General features: G+C 35.1%; 23 protein-coding genes. 13 read left to right on the plus strand and 10 right to left on the minus strand.

The window, feature by feature from the left end; translation table 11 throughout:
* The first annotated feature begins 37 nt into the window (after positions 1-37).
* The 9 genes from IW492_RS01535 to IW492_RS18255 all read left to right on the plus strand — a co-directional run bounded on the left by IW492_RS01535 (position 38) and on the right by IW492_RS18255 (position 6,037).
* Positions 38-745: an ABC transporter ATP-binding protein gene (locus IW492_RS01535; RefSeq protein ID WP_202064459.1), complete on the plus strand. Its 708-nt coding sequence runs from the start codon at positions 38-40 to the stop codon at positions 743-745.
* A 2-nt stretch (positions 746-747) separates the two neighbouring features.
* Positions 748-1,533 (plus strand): ABC transporter permease, encoded by a 786-nt coding sequence (locus IW492_RS01540; RefSeq protein WP_202064460.1) that lies wholly within the window; start codon positions 748-750, stop codon positions 1,531-1,533.
* Positions 1,533-2,261, plus strand: a complete 729-nt coding sequence (locus IW492_RS01545) for an ABC transporter permease (protein ID WP_202064461.1) — start codon at positions 1,533-1,535, stop codon at positions 2,259-2,261. The genes IW492_RS01540 and IW492_RS01545 overlap by 1 nt, the downstream gene beginning before the upstream one ends.
* Before the next feature lie 116 nt (positions 2,262-2,377).
* Positions 2,378-2,839: a hypothetical protein gene (locus tag IW492_RS17910; RefSeq protein WP_236671741.1), complete on the plus strand. Its 462-nt coding sequence runs from the start codon at positions 2,378-2,380 to the stop codon at positions 2,837-2,839.
* 14 nt (positions 2,840-2,853) lie between these two features.
* Positions 2,854-3,255, plus strand: a complete 402-nt coding sequence (locus tag IW492_RS01555) for a sigma-70 family RNA polymerase sigma factor (RefSeq protein ID WP_202064463.1) — start codon at positions 2,854-2,856, stop codon at positions 3,253-3,255.
* A gap of 77 nt (positions 3,256-3,332) precedes the next feature.
* Complete coding sequence (locus IW492_RS01560) at positions 3,333-3,521, plus strand: helix-turn-helix domain-containing protein (protein ID WP_202064466.1); 189 nt, start codon at positions 3,333-3,335, stop codon at positions 3,519-3,521.
* Between the two features lie 629 nt (positions 3,522-4,150).
* On the plus strand, positions 4,151-4,357 hold the full coding sequence (locus tag IW492_RS01565; RefSeq protein WP_202064468.1) for a hypothetical protein: 207 nt from the start codon (positions 4,151-4,153) through the stop codon (positions 4,355-4,357).
* Between the two features lie 74 nt (positions 4,358-4,431).
* Positions 4,432-5,622 carry a site-specific integrase gene (locus IW492_RS01570; RefSeq protein WP_202064471.1) on the plus strand — a complete coding sequence of 397 codons (1,191 nt, stop codon included), beginning with the start codon at positions 4,432-4,434 and terminating at the stop codon, positions 5,620-5,622.
* Positions 5,623-5,914: 292 nt separating this feature from the next.
* Positions 5,915-6,037 (plus strand): hypothetical protein, encoded by a 123-nt coding sequence (locus tag IW492_RS18255; RefSeq protein WP_269160903.1) that lies wholly within the window; start codon positions 5,915-5,917, stop codon positions 6,035-6,037.
* Between the two features lie 19 nt (positions 6,038-6,056).
* Here the strand turns inward: IW492_RS18255 and IW492_RS01575 are convergent, their stop codons facing one another.
* Together IW492_RS01575 and IW492_RS01580 are read right to left on the minus strand one after the other, a co-directional pair.
* Positions 6,057-7,373, minus strand: coding sequence for an AlbA family DNA-binding domain-containing protein (locus IW492_RS01575; RefSeq protein WP_202064472.1), 1,317 nt, complete (start codon positions 7,371-7,373; stop codon positions 6,057-6,059).
* Between the two features lie 45 nt (positions 7,374-7,418).
* Positions 7,419-8,087 carry a hypothetical protein gene (locus IW492_RS01580; protein WP_202064473.1) on the minus strand — a complete coding sequence of 223 codons (669 nt, stop codon included), beginning with the start codon at positions 8,085-8,087 and terminating at the stop codon, positions 7,419-7,421.
* Positions 8,088-8,686: 599 nt separating this feature from the next.
* On the opposite strand from IW492_RS01580, the gene IW492_RS01585 reads away from it, so the two are divergent.
* Positions 8,687-10,468, plus strand: coding sequence for an SIR2 family protein (locus IW492_RS01585; RefSeq protein WP_202064474.1), 1,782 nt, complete (start codon positions 8,687-8,689; stop codon positions 10,466-10,468).
* A gap of 401 nt (positions 10,469-10,869) precedes the next feature.
* On the opposite strand, the gene IW492_RS01590 is transcribed toward IW492_RS01585, so the two are convergent.
* Complete coding sequence (locus IW492_RS01590; protein WP_202064475.1) at positions 10,870-11,394, minus strand: hypothetical protein; 525 nt, start codon at positions 11,392-11,394, stop codon at positions 10,870-10,872.
* Between the two features lie 320 nt (positions 11,395-11,714).
* Entirely contained in the window at positions 11,715-11,924 is a 210-nt protein-coding gene (locus IW492_RS01595) for a helix-turn-helix transcriptional regulator (RefSeq protein ID WP_202064476.1), read from the minus strand.
* Between the two features lie 129 nt (positions 11,925-12,053).
* Between IW492_RS01595 and IW492_RS01600 the strand changes: the two genes are divergently transcribed.
* A complete protein-coding gene (locus IW492_RS01600) occupies positions 12,054-12,386 on the plus strand; it encodes a helix-turn-helix domain-containing protein (RefSeq protein WP_202064478.1) in 333 nt (110 codons plus the stop codon).
* Positions 12,387-12,434: 48 nt separating this feature from the next.
* Here IW492_RS01600 and IW492_RS01605 read toward each other — a convergent pair whose 3' ends face one another.
* Positions 12,435-13,838, minus strand: a complete 1,404-nt coding sequence (locus IW492_RS01605) for a DNA primase (protein WP_202064479.1) — start codon at positions 13,836-13,838, stop codon at positions 12,435-12,437.
* 65 nt (positions 13,839-13,903) lie between these two features.
* Positions 13,904-14,182, minus strand: a complete 279-nt coding sequence (locus IW492_RS01610) for a helix-turn-helix domain-containing protein (protein WP_202064480.1) — start codon at positions 14,180-14,182, stop codon at positions 13,904-13,906.
* A 267-nt stretch (positions 14,183-14,449) separates the two neighbouring features.
* Here IW492_RS01610 and IW492_RS01615 point away from each other — a divergent pair, with 267 nt between their 5' ends.
* Together IW492_RS01615 and IW492_RS01620 are read left to right on the plus strand one after the other, a co-directional pair.
* Positions 14,450-15,163 (plus strand): helix-turn-helix domain-containing protein, encoded by a 714-nt coding sequence (locus tag IW492_RS01615; protein ID WP_202064481.1) that lies wholly within the window; start codon positions 14,450-14,452, stop codon positions 15,161-15,163.
* 64 nt (positions 15,164-15,227) lie between these two features.
* A complete protein-coding gene (locus IW492_RS01620) occupies positions 15,228-16,364 on the plus strand; it encodes a tyrosine-type recombinase/integrase (RefSeq protein ID WP_202064482.1) in 1,137 nt (378 codons plus the stop codon).
* A gap of 100 nt (positions 16,365-16,464) precedes the next feature.
* Here IW492_RS01620 and sufB read toward each other — a convergent pair whose 3' ends face one another.
* The 4 genes from sufB to sufD all read right to left on the minus strand — a co-directional run bounded on the left by sufB (position 16,465) and on the right by sufD (position 20,995).
* Positions 16,465-17,859, minus strand: a complete 1,395-nt coding sequence (gene sufB, locus IW492_RS01625) for a Fe-S cluster assembly protein SufB (RefSeq protein ID WP_202064483.1) — start codon at positions 17,857-17,859, stop codon at positions 16,465-16,467.
* Between the two features lie 169 nt (positions 17,860-18,028).
* Positions 18,029-18,490 carry a Fe-S cluster assembly sulfur transfer protein SufU gene (gene sufU, locus IW492_RS01630; protein WP_202064484.1) on the minus strand — a complete coding sequence of 154 codons (462 nt, stop codon included), beginning with the start codon at positions 18,488-18,490 and terminating at the stop codon, positions 18,029-18,031.
* Entirely contained in the window at positions 18,477-19,712 is a 1,236-nt protein-coding gene (locus IW492_RS01635) for a cysteine desulfurase (RefSeq protein WP_202064485.1), read from the minus strand. Before IW492_RS01635 ends, sufU begins: the two co-directional genes overlap by 14 nt.
* On the minus strand, positions 19,709-20,995 hold the full coding sequence (gene sufD, locus IW492_RS01640) for a Fe-S cluster assembly protein SufD (protein WP_202064486.1): 1,287 nt from the start codon (positions 20,993-20,995) through the stop codon (positions 19,709-19,711). Before sufD ends, IW492_RS01635 begins: the two co-directional genes overlap by 4 nt.
* Positions 20,996-21,003 lie beyond the last annotated feature (8 nt).

The following is a 21,003-nucleotide window of genomic DNA, read 5'->3' on the forward strand; positions in this document are numbered from 1 at the left end:
AACAAATTAAATAAAATAATTTAAAGGAGTCATACTATTGAAAAATATTGTCGTTTCGAATGTATGTAAACAACATAAAAAGAAAAGTATACTAGAAAATATAACTTTTAAGGCTAAAGAAGGACGTATAACAGCTTTTCTTGGACCTAACGGAGCTGGAAAGAGCTCTACGCTTAGAATACTTCTCGGTTTAGACCGACCTTTATCAGGAACAGCAACTTTCGGTAAAAAAAATTATAGTAATTTCACCTTTCCATTGCAAATTGTTGGATCGGCATTTGATGGGATTGGCGGAACTCCATCAAGAAAAGTTAAAACGCATCTGAAAATCATTGCAAAAAGTAACAATATCCCGAATAAACGTATTTTAGAAGTCTTAGATATTGTCGACCTATCAAATAAAAGTCATGCACAACTTGGAACCTTATCTTTAGGTGAAGGGCAAAGGTTAGGGATTGCTATTGCTCTGCTGGGAGATCCCCAATATCTGGTTCTTGACGAACCAACAAATGGTTTAGATCCCATGGGAATAAAATGGTTTAGAAATTTTATTCGCAGACAAGCTGACCAAGGAAAAACAGTATTACTCTCCTCACACTACCTTTCTGAAATCGAAGCTATTGCGGATGATGTTGTTATCATTAACAAAGGTCAGATTGTTGTTACTGGTGAACTTCATGAAGTGATGCAAAGCATTGAAACATTAGAAGATGTATTCTTTCTACTTACTGAGGGAGGAAATTAATCATGAGTTTTGTTAAAGTAACTTATTCCGAATTTTCTAAACTGATAAATAGTCGTGGCTGCTGGATAGTTTTTGGATTAGTGATCGTTCTTCAACCCTTACTTGGATTATTAGAAGCTGATCAGTTACTTTCCATAGGATTAGATGCAACTCCTGCAACACATCCAGATTTATTAGAAGCTATACCTCCACTAGATTATTTTGGCTTTGATGCCGCTCTATTTGGAGTACTTCCAATTGTAATATGGGGCGGAATTAGCGGAGCTAGTGAATATAAAAATCATAATTTACGTACAACCATGTTATATAGTAATAAGCGTAAAGAACTTTTTAATGCCAAACTACTAACTATTTTGATTTCGACTATATTAGTTTCATTTATTTCAATATTTATAACCGTTGCGATTACACATGTTAGATTAGGTAGTTTAGGATTGAACCCATTCATTTTAAGTCTAACAGCTTGGAAGTTTATTGGCTACACTACATTAGATTGGACATTATTAACAGTTTTATCCTTTTTGATTGGCTTAATTTTTAGAAATATGATTGTTCCATTGATATTTCTAGTTCCTCAAATCTACAATCTTGGAAGTTATCTAGCAGAGAAATGGTCCTGGGGGGAATATCTACCCGTAGCAGCAGGAAATCATATTGTTGCTACTCCGGTTAAATCTTATTCTCATGATCCAGTAAAAGGTATATTGATACTTCTTCTATGGATATTTTTTTCTATGTTAATAGCATTCTATTCGTTTACTCGTAGCGACGTGGGAGGAAAATATTGATGATCAAGAATATTCTTCAAAGTGAAATAATCAAATTCTTCTCTTATAATTGGTGCTTATTTGGCGCAATCGGAACCATTTTAGTAGCTCCTGTAATATTATTTTTTTCTGGAGCTGGAAATGATCAACCTTTGGTAACCAATGAGATATTATCCATTAGTTTACGTAATTTATTTTTGAGCCAAGCGGGACTTGTTATAATAGCCGCTAGTTTCTTCGGTCAAGAATATTCAAATTCATATTTACGTACAACTTTACTAACAATACCTGCTCGAATAAAACTCATTACTACTAAAATATTTCTTCTAACAGTTATCGTATGGATTATTGGTTTATTCTCCAGTTTAATTTGCTTAGGAATTGGTATTATCCAATTTAACGGCTCTTTTACTCTCCCCTTAATTCTTGAATTTTTGATTAAAGTGATTATTGCAATGTTAAGTTGGACGCTAATAACTTGGATTACAGTCTTTTTGACCATCATTACCAAATCACACATTTTACCGATTGCAATAATGTTCTCTCTTATTCTTGGATTAAGTCAAATGTTATTCGCAATGACTGCATTTGCAAAATACTTACCCGATTTAGCAACCATGAATCTTTTTTTTACAACCCATACAACTACTTTATTAAATGGTTCTCAGGGTTTATTAGTTCAAGGTATCTGGTCCTTATTTCTTAGTCTAATTTCATTTGGATTGATTCAATATCGTGATGTTCGATGACTACCTCTTCACTTTCCTTAAATACTACTATATAGAAACTATCAAAAATTAATTGATAGTTTTTTTGTTGTTATTGAATGGCTTTAAAACCTCTTATTAATAAAGAGGTGATTATTTTGAATTTATTAGAAGAAAAAAGAACGCTTATGAAACTTATAGTTGAATTAATCCATGAGAGAAAAGCAATTACCAGTCTTTATGAGGCAATCGAAAAACGATTAAAACAAATAGAAGAAATTGAAAATACTATTTCTGAAGAACAACCATACACTAAAACGACTATTATTCCAAAGAAAGAAATTGATTACGCAAAATTTAATGATCAAAAAATAAAACCTTCTTCTATCCCCTATGACATTATTTCTAAAGATATTTGCTATGTCCTGAAAACTTCTGGCATACCAATGAATGTCTCACAAATTTATTCTGTAGTCACTAAAAATCTACATTTTAATCTAGGTTATAAAAATCTAGTAAATAACATTTTACCAAAAATGGTAGACGATATTAGCTTGCCAGTTGAAAAAGTTCATAGAGGTTTTTGGCAGTATAGACATGCGGAAAAGTCACATAGATAAAGGAGGTAGTTCACATGGACAATACTCCAAGTGATAACAAACTAAAAAAATACATCCATATAGGCATACACTATCATACAAACAACTATTATAGAAAAAAGAGAAACTACTCTACTAGACTACTACTCACCGATTTTCAAGATATCACACTTGATTCTTCTTACACAGATAACTATTTTAATATTATCAATATGCCGTTACTTGACTTGAAAAACTTTGAAACATATTTTGAAGATGAAATGCTTATAAAAGCAATCAAACAACTTAATATTAAAGAAAAGAGATTTCTACTAGAAAAATATGTTGTAAAAAAAAGTGATACTCAACTTGCAAAAGAAAAGGAAATATCACAGCAGGCAATTTCTATTTATAAAAAAAGGTTATTAGAAAAGTTAAAGGGGTTAATGAAAAGATAATCTCCAATTCGTTCATATACGAGCTCCCCCTCCTCTCCCATAAAAAATTAATAAATTATCTATGGGAGGAATACAATATGGAAACTCTTACTTCTTTAGCAATTAAAGCTCAAAAAGGTGACCATGAAGCAATGGTACATTTGTACCAGCAGTTTCAACCTTTATTACTAAAAGAATCTACACGAGATGGCAGGATTGATTTAGACTGCTATCAAGAGTTATCAGAGCGCTTTATCAAGCTGATAATGGATTTTAAAGTTCAATAACAAGAATATAAAATATTTACTTACAACCCAAATTTGAATTAAACTAAGTAAAAATGGCTGAGAGTACAACCTCGGTCATTTTTCTATGTTTAACAAATTAAATGTTGTGATTTCTTATCCAATAAACCTCTTATTAGTATATAACTAAAACTTGTCCTTTGAAAATTGAATAACTTGTTCAAATACATTTTGATTACAATGAGCTAAGTAAACAAATCCGCAATGACTTTGAAAAAACGAGCGATTATTATTTGATTTACACTCTTCATTTAGGAACTTGAAGAAGCCATGATTTGTATTCACTATAATGATACTCCTACCTTGAACGCTTCACGGCATTGGGCAGCTTCTCCGAGTTTGAGTTGAGGTGAAATCCCTGTGGACTTTCCTAAGTCGTTTGAATAAGTAATAATGGCTAACAGCCTTTGAAGTAATTCTCCTTTTCCAGTTTGGTATAGGAAAAAAGTGCTGCACGTATTATAATTAAATCATAGTATTTGATTCTAGCTCGCAGCATTTTGAGGCAAATACACTCTTTATAGAAGAAAGGATGACTGCCAATTTTTTTCAATGATAATATGCAAATAAATTTCATAATCCGTCTATTGTGTAAAGAAAGGTAAAATCGTATGAATATGCCTAATAAAACACCGCTAATTCTTGGAAGATATATTAATCAACAAACTTTGATGAGGGAATTGCACATTGGTTATGACACCTTGAAAACACTTCGTCTAAACGGATTAGAAGTAATTATGATTGGTCGGCAACATTTGTATGATCTTGAAGATGTAAAAAATATTTTCAATCAATTAAAAAATGATTCACCTGATTAAAGCCTCAATCATTAAAATCTTACTAAAAAATAAAATATCCTAATCCAAATAATGAATTAGGAAGGAAGATTTTAATGTCTGTTTCTTTTAAGCAATACACAAAATACAATAAAAAGCTCTGGAAATTCCAATGCTATCTTGGAAAGACTGAATTTGGTGAAGAAGTCCGTACCACAAGAAGTGGCTTTCAGACAAAAAAAGAAGCTCAACAAGTTTATCGACAATTGCAGCTTGATTTTGATCGGAATACATTAAAAATGAGTGGTAATATCACCTTTAAGGAACTTTATGAAGAGTTTATTGAACAATACCGATTAAAGGTGAAGCCCTCTACTATCATGATTACGAGAAGAGCGATTGAAGATCATGCACTTGAATATTTTGGTGATAAAATGCTTAAAGATATTTCAGTGCGATTTTGTACTCAAGTCAATCGGCGTTGGATTAGAGATGGATATAAGCAAGCCTATTACTTCCGTAGAGCTGTTGCTCAGATTTTGCAATATGGCGTACAACAGGAACTTATTCATGAAAACCCAATGCGAAAAACTGAACCAATCAAACGTCAAGAAATCGATGAAAATTTAGTGGCTACGGAAACAATGACTGTTTATACACCAAAAGAGTTAGCAATTTTCCTAGACTCTTGTAAAAAACATGGCAACATGAAAATTGAGACTTACTTTCGTGTTCTATCTTATACAGGCGCTAGAAAATCAGAAATACTCGCATTGGAATGGAATGATATTAATTTTGATAGCAACAAATTAACGATTAGTAAAACCTTAGCTGAGGTTGAAAGTAGCCCTGATACTAAAGTGACGAAAGTAGCTAGTCAAAGCGCTAAAACAAATGCAGGTAAAAGAACAATCTCAATTGATAAAGAAGCAATGATATTGTTGCAGGAATGGAAAATCCAACAACAATTTGAGTTCAATGTTTTAGGGTTTAAAACAACTAATAAACATCAGCTTGTCTTCCCCAATAGAGAAAATAAATTTTGCCGTCCAGGCCAAGCTAATGACTGGTATCATGTGATTGTAACTAAGTACAACTTAAAACGAATTACCCTTCATGAATTCAGAAAGACACATGTCTCTCTTTGTGCAATGGCAGATATGAACTTAGAAGATATCATGTATCGAGTCGGTCATAAAGATTCTAAAATGACTCGTCAGGTCTATAACTACTTCTATCCTGAACGTGAGGAACGCAGTGCAGATCAATTCGCACAATTCATTGAAAAAGAGAAATATTTGTTTTAATCGCCGTTGTAGTTAGTTTACTTTTTCAGAAAAAAGAAGCACCAGAAACGTTGATAAATCAACGTTTCTAATGCTCAAATTGGCTTTACCCAACACTGCCTTCCATATAGATTTTAAGATAACACACCGAATCAACCGGAAACAAACAAGGAGAATCCTACCATTACTACAAAATATTAAGTGCATATGACTACAATAGAATACAAAACCGGCTGGTCAAAATCTGGTCAGCATAAAATTATTTTTCATTGTATAATAGATATAAATATTGATTTGAAAGGATAAACAAATTATGTCACATAAACCAAAAGAAAATCCACGCCCATCTAAACCAAATCCTTTAAATGAAGGAAGAGATATAAAGCTTCCAACCCCGAATACCGGAGAACTAAAATCACCTATTAAAAAGAAATAGCCTCACAGCTGTTTCTTTTTTATTCTTTAAAATTACGCCACTCATCTAGCCAATCAACTAGCATTTTTCCAATTCTAAGTTTTTTTGTAATTTCATCAAAGTTTGGGTTAGTAGGGTTAGCAAAATTGATAACTAGGTCTGAATTGCCTCGGAGTTTTGAAGAAATATATTCCGTTCCAGATGGCTCTCCATACAATTCATATTTTTCAACGCTTGTGTTATTAAATCGATTCAGCGCTTCACCATGCATTGATTGCCTCAATAATCTATTTTCTGTGAATCCTCTCTCTTCAACAAACTGCATAAACTCCGCACATTCAATGTCATCTTTAAATAATGGTATTACACGTAAAAACATTTGTTTCGCTTCACTTGCGTAATTACCACTCCAATAAGCAATTACAAATTCAAATACAAGATACCGGAAACTACCTTGTATAAAGTTAGGTCGTGTCCATAATTCTGGAGGAACTACCTTTGTCCTTCCATCATCAATGATTTCAAGCATACTAGAAAATAATGGAATATCTCTATAATAGAGAGTTACTTTTTCATCAGAAGAAAAGCTTTCATGATAACTAACATTACAAAAAGAGTATAAATAATAGATTGGAGCACCCAGAGCTTCATCGTTAATGTCATTAGGAATAGGATGGAATTCATCCTCTGCTCTTTCAACATCAGTAAAATGTATCGAGTAATCAGGGTTTTGTCTATAATAAAGAAAAAATCTATTTATCCCAAATTTATCTGACTCACCGTCCACCCTCTCCCAATTCTGTAGATCCATCAAATAGTTTTTAGCCCGTTGTGATGGATTATATAACAATCCGAGCCGACGTTTCCATAATATTTCAGTATCATATAAATTAGCTGTATCGGTCTTAGGTGTATTTGTATCACCTTTACGAGTATAAATGTTTCCTTTATACAATATGCCTTGTTCCTTATAGTCCTCTAATAAGTAGAACGGCGTATTGTCACTTTGTTTAATAATTATAATATCGTTCTCTTTATCTTGAATAGAAATAGTCTTAACATATATTTCCGGAATATTCCCCCCAGCCCATTTTGGTTTTTTACGAATTAAATCAATAACTTGTTGTTGATTCTTTCGTTTCTCGTCATTACAAACTCCGACAATTTCATTCGCTTCATCTTTGACTCCAATTATAATATATGCATCTCTATTAGCCGGGCTGTTAGCCATACATATAATGTCATGTAACAAATCAACATTTTTTGAATGCCATTGTTGTTTAAAATCCCAATAGTCACCTTCCGTACCAAGCTCAATTAATTCTAAAATTTCAATACTTAAATCTTCTGTATTCATTGAAATCCCACCTCTAATTCTATTTTTAATAAATGCACCTTCATTCTAGCCACTCATATCTTCATTAAATATGAATATTATTAAATTTCTATCAAAGTCAAAATAAATATGTTTTCTGTCTTTAGTATAGTGCTCACCATTGAATAGAGCTCTAACCTCTTTGTATTTGAAATCTTCCTCAGTACTAAAAGTATTAGGAGAAATAGACATTTTAAATGAACCCTCAGTTACAGATAATCGTTCTAAAACACCGCTCTCTACAAAAGTTTTCTTATCATCATTTTTAAATATGTACACTGAGTTATAAGGAAAAGTCGGATTCTGTAAAAGATGTTCAATAGTAGGCTTGTTTGTAGTATACGGTACCAAATCTTTATCTAATTTTTTTTCAACAGAAGTGTTTACTTTTTCTAAAACCTTCGGGTAAACAAAGTAGGTTAATAAAAAGCTGACAATACATGCTATTAAAAATAGGATTACCGAACTATATATATCCAGTTTAAAGAAATCAATTTTTTTATTAAAAAATTGATCAGCTACTAAATACATCAGAAAAATTGAAAGACCCATATTAAGTAAAGATAATGCACCTAAAGCAACAACTTTTTCATCTTTTTTATCTTTATCAAAATACACTAGTCCTATTTTACTCAGATACCAATATGAGATGAAGCCGGGTATTCCTGTAGCAATTATGGTTAAGAATAAATTCAAACAATAACCTCCTTTTTCTCAAATCGCCAGCATTGAATGACTACTCTAATTATAGCAAAAAATAATTGAAAGCTCTTCCTTCAATTGATTTAATATCATTGTTAGCTGTCATCACACTTCCATATACTTTGTTATAGTAAATTACCTGCCCATCTATCTTGGTTTAAAGATAGATCACCTCTGACTTTTTCATAAAAGTATTGCTAAATTTGAAAGGTTACTAGAGTCTCCTTGTTCATCTGCAAACATACAAGAAGTAGAACGAATTATAATCTCTTCATCTTTTTTTCAGAACATCAATCTAGAGTTATAGCTGTACAAGCGGTAATAAACAAATCAGCTATTTGTCCGGGTATAGTTTCATTGTCTTCTCTAGACACTCTCCTAACGTCGGAACTTTCTATTTGACTGTCTGTAGCAAACAATACCATATCCTTCTACACTTTTACTGAAACATTCACTTTAACCCGTTTTAGCATTATGAAAGTTCCATTCTGCTATAATCAATCTAATAGCAATAACATACCTATTCTAAACTATCTCAAACGTGATATACTTAACTAAATGATTTCAATATTATTAAGGTTGGTGACTGATTCTTGTTTTTCTTCGATTTCGATTTTAAAAATAATAATGTTCCTAGTTTTGATAAAATGATGATACCAACTCTACTAGCTCTAAAAGAACTCGGTGGGACAGCAAAACTAAAAGCTTTAGATACAAAAGCAATTGAAATTATGAATCTTCCTAGAGAGATAGCAGAAGTTCCACACAATAATGATTCAAACAGGTCTGAAGTTTCCTATAGACTTGCATGGGCAAGAACATATCTAAAAAAATATGGTCTCATTGAAAATACCACTCGAGGTACATGGTCGTTCACAGACTCCTTTAACGGGAATATAGAAAGTATTAACCCTGATTCCATAATTAAAGCCGTCCGAGAAAAGGCAACTGATCGTTACCTCTTATCTAATATAGAGTCAGCCCGAGCGTTTGAAAACCTTGTTTATGGAGTAATTGAAGAGCGTGCAAAATCGCAAAAAAAGAGATACAGTTTCTCTGATTCTGATAATTTAGATTCTGGATTTGACATAAATTTACCCGATGGAATAGATGACATTGAAGGACTTACATATGGAGTCATAAAATATGCAAATCCTAAAAATCAAGATATTCAACAGCTTATCGTGAAGAATGTAAAAAAAGCTGATGAACTAGGCACCGACTATACAATACTCCTTATTATCAATTTCCAATTATCAGATAAACAGAAAAAAATTGTTTTTGAAAATGTAAACTTCTCTCTAAGAAATAATTTAGTCATATGGGACAATGTTGATTTACTTGAAAAAACAAACCCTGAGTCTAACTATACAAAATATATACTCTCACCAAAACGAGCCCTGATAGAAGATACATTAACAACAACCCAGTCACAAAAAGAAAAAGACAAAAATAAGTCCAATCATATTGAACGCGTCCGACAAGCATATAAAAATAATGATCTAGTTCTTTTTCTAGGTGCCGGAGTTTCCATTGATTCTGGAGTTCCGCTTTGGTCTGATTTGATTAAGAAATTACTTATCCAAATGATAATTAAACGTTCTGATAATAAAGAACTGACTTCAGAAGAAATTGATATGCTAAGTGATCTTGCCTATGACAATAAAGAGGATTCTCCACTTACTCAAATGAGATATATTCGTTCTGCATTTGAAGATGATGAATACTATGGATTAGTTCACGATGTCTTATATTCAAAACCACTTTCAAAAAATAATAAAATTTTAGATGCAATAATTAAAATAGCCGCACCACAGTACTCAAATGCGGGTTTAAAAAGTATAATAACATATAATTTTGATGATTTAATTGAGCAAAAGTTCAAAGAAAAAGAGTTTGAATACAATTCTATTTATCAAGAAGAAAACATGGTTGCTATAGATAAATTGAATATTTACCATGTTCACGGCTATTTGCCTTCTAATTGGTCGAAAGAGGAAAGTGATATCAATCTAATATTTTCTGAAGAAGATTATCATCGTGTTTATAGAGATTCTTTTTCATGGTCTAACTTAACACAAATAAATGCCTTCAGAGATAACACCTGCCTTTTTATCGGGTGTTCGCTAACCGACCCTAACTTAAGAAGATTGCTTGATGTCTCTACAAGAAATAAAGAAAGTGCCCGACACTATGCAATATTGCGAAAAAATATAGTAGAAACCACTGATGCTAAACATAAAAGCTTGTTAAAAATCTACCAAAATATTGATGATAATATCAGAGAAGCCTATTTTCACGAACTAGGTATAAATATTATTTGGGTAAACTCATTTGAAGAAATACCCGATGTAATTTTAAAGCTAAAAAAGTAGACTACTATAAAAATGAACCTTTGCTATCTCACTAAGGTTCATTTTTATATATTGCTATTTTTTACTTGCTTTATATAGTATAGTCTCTATATTCAATATCAATACGGAATCGAAAAAACTCTGAGAAAATGAAAAACACTGAAAGATTAATACCTTGCAATGTTCTTAGCTGTCCTCTGTACTATTCATCTTTTATTATTTCGTTGTTGTCTCTAATAGTAATCTCGTAATGATGTAAATACCATGATCTACCTAAAAGCATAAACACGATAAATGGTAACGTAGTCGAAATACCTATAAAGAATATGAGCATAACTGAGAAAACTATAACGAGCTGTATACTAATTTTCTTATAACGGTACATATGATAAGCTAGTTGGCTTTCTGTAACTCTAGTCTCTTCACCCATGTGTCCTATCCTTGCCTTTCTTCTGTTGTATGTAAGCTATAACACTAATACCAATTAAAGCTAGTACAAATATCTGTATGAAGCTTATACCGCCCTCTTGCTTAGCTATAGGACTTTCTTTCTTGTCTACTTTTTGCATATCAACACTTGTTAATGTGTTAGCCCCATCTCGTGATACCACCATAGCATAAACGCCTTTTTCTTCTTTAGCTTCTCCAAAACTTATAAAGGTGCCTGTAGTGTTTTTCTCGGTAACAAACAAAATAGTATTAATATACTTCCCTTCATCTGTTTTCACGTCTTCTACTTTGTAATCATGTTCGGTTAACTGATTCCCTTGTAATAGTTTTAGTTTGTCTTTGGTAACTTCAATAGAATAATTGTTTCCTTTTTCGTCTACCCCATTGTAGTAACCTTGAAAATCCTTTTTATTACAACTGCCAAAGATAGCAAGAACCGCAATAATGATTATGGTAATTACTGCTATTTTCTTTTTATTCTTCAAAACAAATTGCATTCTCCTTTTCCTCCCTGATTTCAGATATAAATAAAACATTGCATACGATTTTTCTTATAAAAAACAACACTATTTTGTGTTATAAAGCGGTTAAAAGTGCCAGAAAACTCCTTTATTAAAAGTTACTATCTGAAACGAGTAAAACATTGTTATATCAGCACTTATAGAGGATAATTCTGTTTCATTTCAGATACAAATAAATATAGTCGGATTCCAAAACCCCTAAAAAAACACACCCCAAGTAGTTTGTCCCCAGTTACTAGAGATATGTAAGTACGGTCAAAATACCACGGGGTGGGGTTCTCTTTCACCTCTAATCTTTATACTTGATTAAATTCCTCATAAAAAAGCTCATCTATCGGTACCTCTAAAATTTCAGAAAGCTGTTTCATTTGATAAGGTTTTGGAATAGTCCTCCCGGTTTGCCACGAGCTGATACACTGTTGTGTTACTCCCATCTTTTCAGCCATCCCAATTTGAGAAATCCCTTTCGCTTCTCTATACTGACTAAGCCTACTAGTCTTTTTCATCTGCTCACTCCTCAGCACCATTATAAACAACAACTTGATGTATTTCAACTCATTTTATAGTTTTCTATTGTTTATTGTCAATACAAATACAACAAGTTGTTGTATCATAACAAAAGAGAGGTGTATCGAATGAAACAAAAGCAGTATGCTAAAACAATTAAAGAGAGACGGCGAGCTTTAGGCTGGACACAGAAACAACTAGCTAAGAAAATCCACTCAACACAGCAAGCAATAACTAGGTGGGAAACTTCGGTAACTGAACCTAGTTTGGAAAGTCTCACAGCTCTCTCAAAAGCTCTAGGAACCCCTGTAAGCCATTTTCTAGACGTGGATATAGTTGAATCAGAAGAAGAATTTCTTACTCTATATCGTTCCCTTAACACCAGAGATACAAAGCGAACGATTGAATATATGAAATTACTCAAAAAACAAGAAGTTGAAAGAACAACTTTTAAACCATAGCAAAAAGCCGGTGTATCCTTATTTGATTGGATGCCCGGCTTTACTTTGTTAAAAATAATAGATAATTTTATCTTTTTTATTCTCCATCACTGCTAATTCCTCTTCATCATAAAGATTTGCCATCACTGTCTCCAAAGAAAGTTCTCCCTCACTCTTTATTGTGTAGGATACTCCTGCACCCCCTTCTGCCTGAATTAACATTCTATACTTGTTGGGCTTCTTACACATGTTTCCACCAGAATTATCCCGACTAACGATCTCTAAAATACCAAGTTCTTCAAGATATTGAATATATGTTAGAACTCGTGTACGATTTTTACCGATAGCATGGTTTTCCATCAAGCTATACGGAAAATAAAATACTCCATCCTCATCGGCATACAATTTAGAATGTACTAACATGCTGAAAGCAAGTCGGACATGATGCTTACGCTTCACTTTTTCTAAAAGTAAGTCAATCTCACTTTTGTATAATGAAATTTCTTTTTTTCTACCAATAATTTTATAATCACGGGCATATACAAGATGAACAACCCGACTCGTTTCTTTTTTCAGCCTAGTTAAAGACTTTGAAGAAATGTAGTGACTTGTCTCATTATTCAGAAAAGTATTTTCAATTATTTTGAAAATGGCTGACTGAGATTCCATTTCTGGATACCCTTGTTCTTTTAGCCATATAGCTCCTCTGAAAGTAAAAGCATCTCTCGAATTAGGTCGTATCAAGTGACCAGCATTAAAAACTTCTGCTACTTCTTTTTGAGAAAAGTTTACCCCATTGAAAAAACCAGTATTCTTATTGCTAATGTTCTTCTTAATATCTACTGATTTATTACAATCATTAAGAACTGATTCTTTAAACTCATCCAGACTCATTTGTCCGATAGACAAAATATGATTGTAAGGAAGTGGCTCTAATGTCTGATTATTTACATAACAACACAACACCCTGCTTTTTCTATGAAATCCCATAGGAAGCTTAACCCCGTAACTTGTTGTCGGACGTCGTTCAATTCTCTTAGTTGTTTCTCCGAGATATTCTAATACTTCAAAGTAGAAAGCTTCGAGTTCTTTCTCTCTGATAACATCATCAAAGTATAAATCAACATGATAGCCTTTTAGTCCACTTTTTGAAACATGGATATCTTCTAAAGAAATACCATATATATCAACTAAACATCCGACTAAATTTAATGTAGTCTGCCGGCAATCATTGACATTCAAAATATCCACATCAAAAGTTAAAAATTTAGTTAGCCCTCCATCTCCCAGCCGAACACCTACAGTCTTTTTATGTTTTAAATGCTCTGCAACCACTCCATCAGATAAGGTGTACCACACCGTCCTATAAGTGACTGATTCTCCTTTACCATATTGCTCTAAGTAGCTTTTTCTATTAGTAATAAATAGAGTATTTATCTTCTCTATTATAGGTTTTTCAATATATGTTTCCATTGTGTATTCTCCTTCGTATTTTATGGTGGAGTGCATTAGAGATATTATGTTACTCTTTAATATCTCTACACCCGATTCATTTCCATGAACTCATCAATATCAGACTTTTTCAGTCTAGTGACACTCTCAATTTTTATGACTGGTAGTCCATACTGAGAAACATACTTTCTAAGTGTTCCTATTGAGATGCCAAGATATTCACTGGCTTGCTTATATGCCATATACTCCGGATAAACACAAAAAACGAACCCTTCAATAGCAGATTTTAACTCAGTACCAATTATTTCTTTCACTTGTCCTTCGACTTGATCAGAAATAAACTTATCAATACTTTGTACAGTCATAGTCCCTCCTCCTTTCGTGATAACTTAAATATTTCTACATCAGAAATAAGAGGTGAGAAAAGAACCTCTCCTTCCGCTTTGAAAAAATATCTGGTTACCACGAACCGAGTAGTCAAACTACTAAAATTATGCTGTCAGGTTCGTTATTAATGTTACACGTTTATAATACCACCCAAAAAGAGGTGTGTCAATCAGAAAAATCATCGATAAAAACGATTTACAACACCCCTTTTTAGGGTGTATAATATTCTTAGGAGGTGCATACACATGAAACAACGTCCACCAATAAATAGTTTAGAACATAAAAAAAGGGTCGGAACAAGAATAAAATCAATAAGAAAACAGTTAAAACTAACACAGCCTGAATTTGGTCGACTGGTTAATAACAATAAACCAATAGATAAAAAGACGATCTATGAATGGGAAAAAGGGGTACATCTTCCTAAATCAGAGCGTCTATCCAAGATTGCCAATTTAGGTAATGTAACTGTTCAGGATTTAATTTATGGAAATATAGAAGAGTATATTTTCGGAATCATTCTTTACCGTGATGAAGTCATTCTAAAAGATTTAACTTTTTCCGATATGAACTTATTTCAACATCTCTATTCACAGTATCCGCCCATAAGACCTGATTTGATTAGTTGGATAGATAGCTACTTCAAATTAGATTCAACGGCACAGGAATCAATCACAATCAATACTTTAAAAAGTATTGAAAATGAGAAAACAACTTTTCCCGACATATTTGAAATAGAAAACTTTTTTATTCAAGCAATTATACAAGAATGTGAAGATAATATTCTATTTCTTACCGCTAATATAGATGAGCAAATAGAATTGATGAGAAATGAATGGTTACCGAGTCAACTGGAAAATACGAGTTATCCTCAAGAAGCTATAACAGAAATATTTGATAATATCAGTAATTTTAAGCAAGCTATATCAGCAATTGGTCAAAAATACAAAGAAAGAAAATGAAGGAGGTGATGCTAAAAATGGTAGGTTCTCCTTTATAAACTAAAAAAACAAGGAGACGATGGTAATGGCAAAAATATCAAAATACAAGAAGAAAAATGGTCAAATAGCATGGATGTATAAAGGTCATGTTGCAACTGACCCAAGAACCGGTGAAAAAATCAATACAACTAAACGTGGCTTTAACACCAAACCAGAAGCTCAAAGAGCACTAGACGAGCATATCTATACCATTAAATATGGTCGAAAAAAGAAAGAAGCAGACATGACTTTTAGTGATCTGTACGAGGAATGGATTGAACACCAGCGTGGAAGTGTAAAGCCTTCTACAGTTGCTATATCTGTCCGCTACGCAAAGAATCAAATATTACCTGAATTCGGTAAACTCAAATTAGCTGATATTTCTGTTTCTTACTGCCAAAAAGTTGTTAATCAATGGCACAATGAATATGAAAGCTACGACTATATGAGAAAACAGACGGCACAAATTTTGGGCTACGGTGTTTCGATGGAGTATATTGAAAATAATCCTATGAGAAAAACCCTCCTCCCACGTAAAAAAGAACAGGAGGAAAAGCGTAAATATTATTCTAAGGAAGAATTAAAGGCTTTACTAGATGCCTTTAAAGATTTTGGAAATATGAAACAATATACTTTCTTTAGACTCTTAGCTTACACCGGTATGCGGAAAAGTGAAGTTCTTGCTCTACAGTGGAAAGACATAGACATGTTTAATAAAGAATTACATGTTAATAAAACACTTGCTGTAGACGAACATAATAAAGTCATAATCCAAACACCAAAAACAAAAGCTTCTAAACGTACCATCTCTCTAGATGATCGGACTATTGCTATACTCAATAACTGGCGGGTACACCAAAAGGAAGATTATTTCAAATTGGGATACAATACTAGTTCCGAAGAACAGCATGTATTTACCAGCAAAAAGAATACACTTTATATGCCGAACACAGTGAATGATTGGCTAAGATATATCTTAAAAAAATATGATTTACCTGTTATCACACCGCATGGATTCAGACATACTCACATTAGCTTGCTATTGGAAGATGGTAGACCTATCAAAGTAGTTCAGCAAAGAGCCGGACATGAAAACAGTAAAGTCACAATGGACATCTATGCTCATATTACAAATAATGCACCAAAAGATGTTGGACAGTCTTTTGCAAACCTGATGGAGTAATTTAGAAAAAGCTGGTCAAAAGCTGGTCAATTTTCAAAATAGGGTAAAATAAAAAACTCGAAACGCTATTATATCAACGTTTCGAGCATATATTCAAGTATTACCCAACACTGCCTTCCATCTCATACGAGATCAGTCTGTTCAATTCCACCGCATATTCCATCGGCAGTTCTTTTGTAAATGGTTCGACGAAGCCCATGACGATCATTTCCGTGGCTTCGACTTCGGTTAAGCCGCGGCTCATCAGGTAATACAGCTGTTCTTCTGAGATTTTTGAAACCTTGGCTTCGTGTTCCAAAGCAACCTGGCTGTTATGGATCTCGTTGAACGGAATTGTATCGGATTTTGATTGATCATCCATGATAATCGTATCACATTCGATGTGAGAGATAGAGCCGGCACTTTCTTTGCCGAAAGTTACCTGTCCGCGATAGTTCACTTCACCGCCATCTTTGGCAATTGATTTTGATACAATCGAGCTAGATGTATTTGGTGCATTGTGAATCATTTTCGCTCCTGTGTCCTGAATTTGGTTGGCTCCGGCGAAGGCAATTGAAAGCATCGTCCCACGCGCACCTTTTCCATCCAGATACACACTTGGATATTTCATCGTTGCTTTGGCTCCGAGGTTGCCGTCAATCCATTCAACAGTTGCTCCTTCGTAAGCTTTGGCACGTTTTGTTACCAGATTGTACACGTTATCTGACCAGTTTTGGATCGTTGTGTAACGCGTATATGCATCTTTTCTGGTAAAAATTTCAACAATCGCCGCATGCAGACTGTTGCTTGAATAGGTTGGTGCGGTACAGCCTTCCACGTAGTGAACACTGGCACCTTCATCAACAATAATCAGTGTCCGTTCAAACTGACCAGTATTTTCTGCGTTAATACGGAAATAGGTTTGCAGCGGCACATCTACACGTACCCCTTTTGGTACATAGATAAATGTTCCGCCAGACCAAACTGCTGAATTCAATGCCGCCAGCTTGTTGTCTGTCGGCGGTACAAGTTTGCCAAAGTATTCTTTGAATAGCTCTGGATACTCTTTCAATGCAGAATCTGTATCTGTAAAGATGATTCCCAGCTTTTGGAATTCTTCTTTCATGTTGTGGTAAACCACTTCTGATTCATACTGCGCGGAAGCGCCGGCTAAATACGCACGCTCTGCTTCCGGAATCCCGATTCGCTCAAAGGTTTCTTTAATTTTTTCAGGTACATCGTCCCAGTCTCTTGCCGGACGATCACTTGGTTTCTGGTAATATTTTATTTTGCTGAAATCGATATCGGACAAATCCGGTCCCCACGTCTGCATTGGCATTTTATTAAACTGTTCCAATGATTTCAGACGGAATTCCAGCATCCAGTCCGGTTCGCCTTTAACACGTGAAATTTCTCTGACTACATCTTCTGTCAGTCCGTTTCCTGTACTAAAGACCGGTTCCACATCATCGTGAAACCCAAATTTATATTCTTCTAACTCTGGTACACCGCTCATTGTTTCACGCTCCCTTTATTCTAATGTTGGAAAATTGAATAATACCAGTGCTTTCAAAATTAAAAGTGCTCTTTTATCACTAGAAAGACTCTCTTCATTTTCCATCTCTGACTATTTCTTTATTTGAACTTATTCTACTTCGGTCTGCTTCATTACCAATAAAAGCGAATTAGCAGTGCAACTGTCCAGCAGTTCCTTCGCCATCATTTTCAATGGCCTGTTCCAATGCTTTCCATGCTAATGTGGCACATTTGATTCGTGCCGGGAATTTACTGACATTTTTTAAAATCAGTGCATCGCCTAGCTTATCTGCTTCAGGAAGTTCATTCCCCTGAACCAGCTGTGAAAAGTATTCTGCCATTTCTTCTGCCTCTGCCACAGTTTTTCCAATCACTGCATCAGTCATCATACTGGCACTGGCTGTGCTGATTGAACAGCCGCTGCCGGTAAATGCGATATCTTTGATCACATTATCCTGAATGTCTACTTGAAGCTCAATGACATCTCCGCAGGTGGGATTGTTCATTTCAATTTTTTTGTTTGAATCTGCCAGCGTGCCGTGATGATGAGGATGACTGGAATGATCCAGAATTACCTGGCGATATAAATTTTCTAATTTAGATAGAGCCATATTGGAAAAACTCCTTCGTTGCAAGAATTGCTTCAACTAAACGATCGGCATCTGCTTTCGTATTGTATAGATAGAAGCTTGCACGTACTGTTGCTGGAACATCCAAATATTTCAACAGCGGCTGTGCACAATGATGCCCTGCACGTACAGCCACTCCTTCCATATCCAGCGCAGTCGCCGCATCATGGGGATGCAGACCGTCCAGATTAAAAGCAATCACACCTGTATGCTCTTCTGGGCTTTGCGGTCCGTAAACCGTCAACCCTTCAATTGCTTGCAGCTTCGGCAGTACATAAGCGACTATTTCCGCTTCATGCTGATGAATGTTTTCCAGACCAATTTCTGTCAGGTAATCCACCGCTGTACCTAAAGCAATCGCCCCGCCAATATTTGGTGTTCCTGCTTCAAACTTCCAAGGAAGCTCTTTCCAGGTGCTGTCGTAGAGATTAACGAAATCGATCATTTCGCCGCCAAACTCAACAGGCTCCATTTGCTCCAGCAAAGCTCGTTTTCCATATAATACACCTATTCCAGTTGGTCCGCACATTTTATGTCCGCTGAATGCATAAAAATCTGCATCCAGTTCCTGCACATCAACCGGCATATGAGGAACAGCCTGTGCACCATCGACGACCATAACAGCCCCGTTCTTATGGGCAAGCTCTGCCAATTCTTTTACCGGATTGATCACGCCCAAAACATTGGATACATGTGCAACAGAAACAACTTTTGTCTTCTCTGTAATTTGTCGTTCAGCACTTTCCATGTCTAGAAAACCATCCGGCGTAATATCAATATATTTAAGTGTTGCGCCTTTTCGTTCGGCCAGCTGCTGCCAGGGAATAATATTGGAATGGTGCTCCATGTAGGAAATAACAATTTCATCTCCAGCATTGACAGCCAGATCTCCATAGCTTTTTGCAATCCAGTTCAGAGCGGTTGTTGTTCCACGAGTGAACAAAATTTCAGCTGTTTCCTTTGCATGAATCAGCCCTCTGACTTTTTCTCTTGAGGCTTCATATTCTTTAGTTGCCCGTTCTGCCAGTGTATGAACCCCCCGGTGAACGTTGGCATTATCATGTTCATAATAGTACGTCAGCTGCTCTAAAACAGCTTTTGGTTTTTGTGTTGTTGCTGCATTATCCAGATAAACAAGGGGCTCGTCATTGACTTCTTGAAACAATATGGGAAACTGCTGACGAATCTTCTCCACGTTTATCATGCGTTCAACTTCCTTTCAATCACTTCGATAAATTCTTTTTGGACTTCCTTCACAGGAATAGCTGTAATCACTGAGCCAAGGAATCCGCGGATAACCAGACGTTCTGCTTCTGCTTTAGGCAGCCCGCGACTCATCAGATAATACATTTCTTCTGGATCGACACGTCCCACACTTGCTGCGTGACCAGCCGTTACTTCATTTTCATCAATCAGTAAAATCGGATTAGCATCGCCCCGTGCTTTATCAGACAGCATAAGCACACGACTTTCCTGCTGTGCATCGGCACCCTTCGCTCCTTTAAGGATATGACCGATCCCGTTAAAGGTCAGAATGCCTCGTTCACGGATAACCCCATGCTGTAAAATGTGTCCTACAGAGTGAGAGGCTTTATTGGTTACACGAGTGTCAATTCCCTGCGTTTGTCTGCCGGCACTGATTGCCACCACTTTTACTTCTGAATAAGAGGCTTCACCCACCAGATCAGAATCAAAGTCTGCCACCACATCGCCATCATTCAGCACACCCAACGCCCAGTCAACAGACGCATCACGCATGATGTGTCCACGGCGGTTCATGTAGGTCGTCAGATTTTCACCCAGCTGATCCATTGCTGAATATTTTACTTTTGCCCCTGCTTTGGCAATTACTTCAACCACAATATTGGCTGATACTTTTTCTTTGCCTTCGCCTGTCGTCATGAAGCGTTCCAGATAGTTAATTTCACTGTGTTCATCTGCCACAATCAGTACATGCTTAAAGAATGACTGCTTGCTTGTAGAATCCTGAATGAAAATTGATTCGATCGGTTCTTTAATAACAACATTTTTTGGTACATATAAAAAGACACCGCTGTTCATAAAGGCTGCGTGGAATGCAGTGAGCTTATCTTCATCCACTAAAACAGCTTTCGTCATATAGTATTCTTTCACCAATTCCGGATAGTCCTTCATAGCTGTAAACAGGTCTGTAAAAATAACGCCTTTTTCTGCCAGCTCTGTTGAAAGCTGTTCAAAAATTGTCACAGTATTTTGTTGAACCAGTACAGGATTGTCTTTCATTTCTGTAAATTGAACGGCAAAGCCTGCATCAGGCATGTAGTCTTCCAGCTGAACATCAAGTAATGGCCAGCGATGAAACTTCACCCGCTCAATCTTTGGCAGTTCAAGTACATCTGTTTGCTCTAAAGCAGACTGACGGATTTCATTCATCCATGATGGTTCTTCCATTTGAGCTGAAAAAGCATTGATGTCGTCAAGATAAGTTTTTACATTTGTGTCTTTCATTTATCTTG

It is taken from the genome of Enterococcus sp. BWB1-3 (assembly GCF_016745275.1).
In the GTDB taxonomy this organism is placed as follows: Bacteria; Bacillota; Bacilli; order Lactobacillales; family Enterococcaceae; genus Enterococcus_L.

Excerpts from the sequence above, each read along its gene's own strand:
- IW492_RS01540 (WP_202064460.1), top strand. The coding sequence starts at position 748 with ATGAGTTTTGTTAAAGTAACTTATTCCGAATTTTCTAAACTGATAAAT.
- IW492_RS01545 (WP_202064461.1), top strand. The coding sequence starts at position 1,533 with ATGATCAAGAATATTCTTCAAAGTGAAATAATCAAATTCTTCTCTTAT.
- IW492_RS01555 (WP_202064463.1), top strand. The coding sequence starts at position 2,854 with ATGGACAATACTCCAAGTGATAACAAACTAAAAAAATACATCCATATA.
- IW492_RS01560 (WP_202064466.1), top strand. The coding sequence starts at position 3,333 with ATGGAAACTCTTACTTCTTTAGCAATTAAAGCTCAAAAAGGTGACCAT.
- IW492_RS01565 (WP_202064468.1), top strand. The coding sequence starts at position 4,151 with ATGAATATGCCTAATAAAACACCGCTAATTCTTGGAAGATATATTAAT.
- IW492_RS01570 (WP_202064471.1), top strand. The coding sequence starts at position 4,432 with ATGTCTGTTTCTTTTAAGCAATACACAAAATACAATAAAAAGCTCTGG.
- IW492_RS18255 (WP_269160903.1), top strand. The coding sequence starts at position 5,915 with ATGTCACATAAACCAAAAGAAAATCCACGCCCATCTAAACCAAATCCT.
- IW492_RS01575 (WP_202064472.1), bottom strand. The coding sequence starts at position 7,373 with ATGAATACAGAAGATTTAAGTATTGAAATTTTAGAATTAATTGAGCTT.
- IW492_RS01590 (WP_202064475.1), bottom strand. The coding sequence starts at position 11,394 with ATGCAATTTGTTTTGAAGAATAAAAAGAAAATAGCAGTAATTACCATA.
- IW492_RS01595 (WP_202064476.1), bottom strand. The coding sequence starts at position 11,924 with ATGAAAAAGACTAGTAGGCTTAGTCAGTATAGAGAAGCGAAAGGGATT.
- IW492_RS01600 (WP_202064478.1), top strand. The coding sequence starts at position 12,054 with ATGAAACAAAAGCAGTATGCTAAAACAATTAAAGAGAGACGGCGAGCT.
- IW492_RS01605 (WP_202064479.1), bottom strand. The coding sequence starts at position 13,838 with ATGGAAACATATATTGAAAAACCTATAATAGAGAAGATAAATACTCTA.
- IW492_RS01610 (WP_202064480.1), bottom strand. The coding sequence starts at position 14,182 with ATGACTGTACAAAGTATTGATAAGTTTATTTCTGATCAAGTCGAAGGA.
- IW492_RS01615 (WP_202064481.1), top strand. The coding sequence starts at position 14,450 with ATGAAACAACGTCCACCAATAAATAGTTTAGAACATAAAAAAAGGGTC.
- IW492_RS01620 (WP_202064482.1), top strand. The coding sequence starts at position 15,228 with ATGGCAAAAATATCAAAATACAAGAAGAAAAATGGTCAAATAGCATGG.
- sufB (WP_202064483.1), bottom strand. The coding sequence starts at position 17,859 with ATGAGCGGTGTACCAGAGTTAGAAGAATATAAATTTGGGTTTCACGAT.
- sufU (WP_202064484.1), bottom strand. The coding sequence starts at position 18,490 with ATGGCTCTATCTAAATTAGAAAATTTATATCGCCAGGTAATTCTGGAT.
- IW492_RS01635 (WP_202064485.1), bottom strand. The coding sequence starts at position 19,712 with ATGATAAACGTGGAGAAGATTCGTCAGCAGTTTCCCATATTGTTTCAA.
- sufD (WP_202064486.1), bottom strand. The coding sequence starts at position 20,995 with ATGAAAGACACAAATGTAAAAACTTATCTTGACGACATCAATGCTTTT.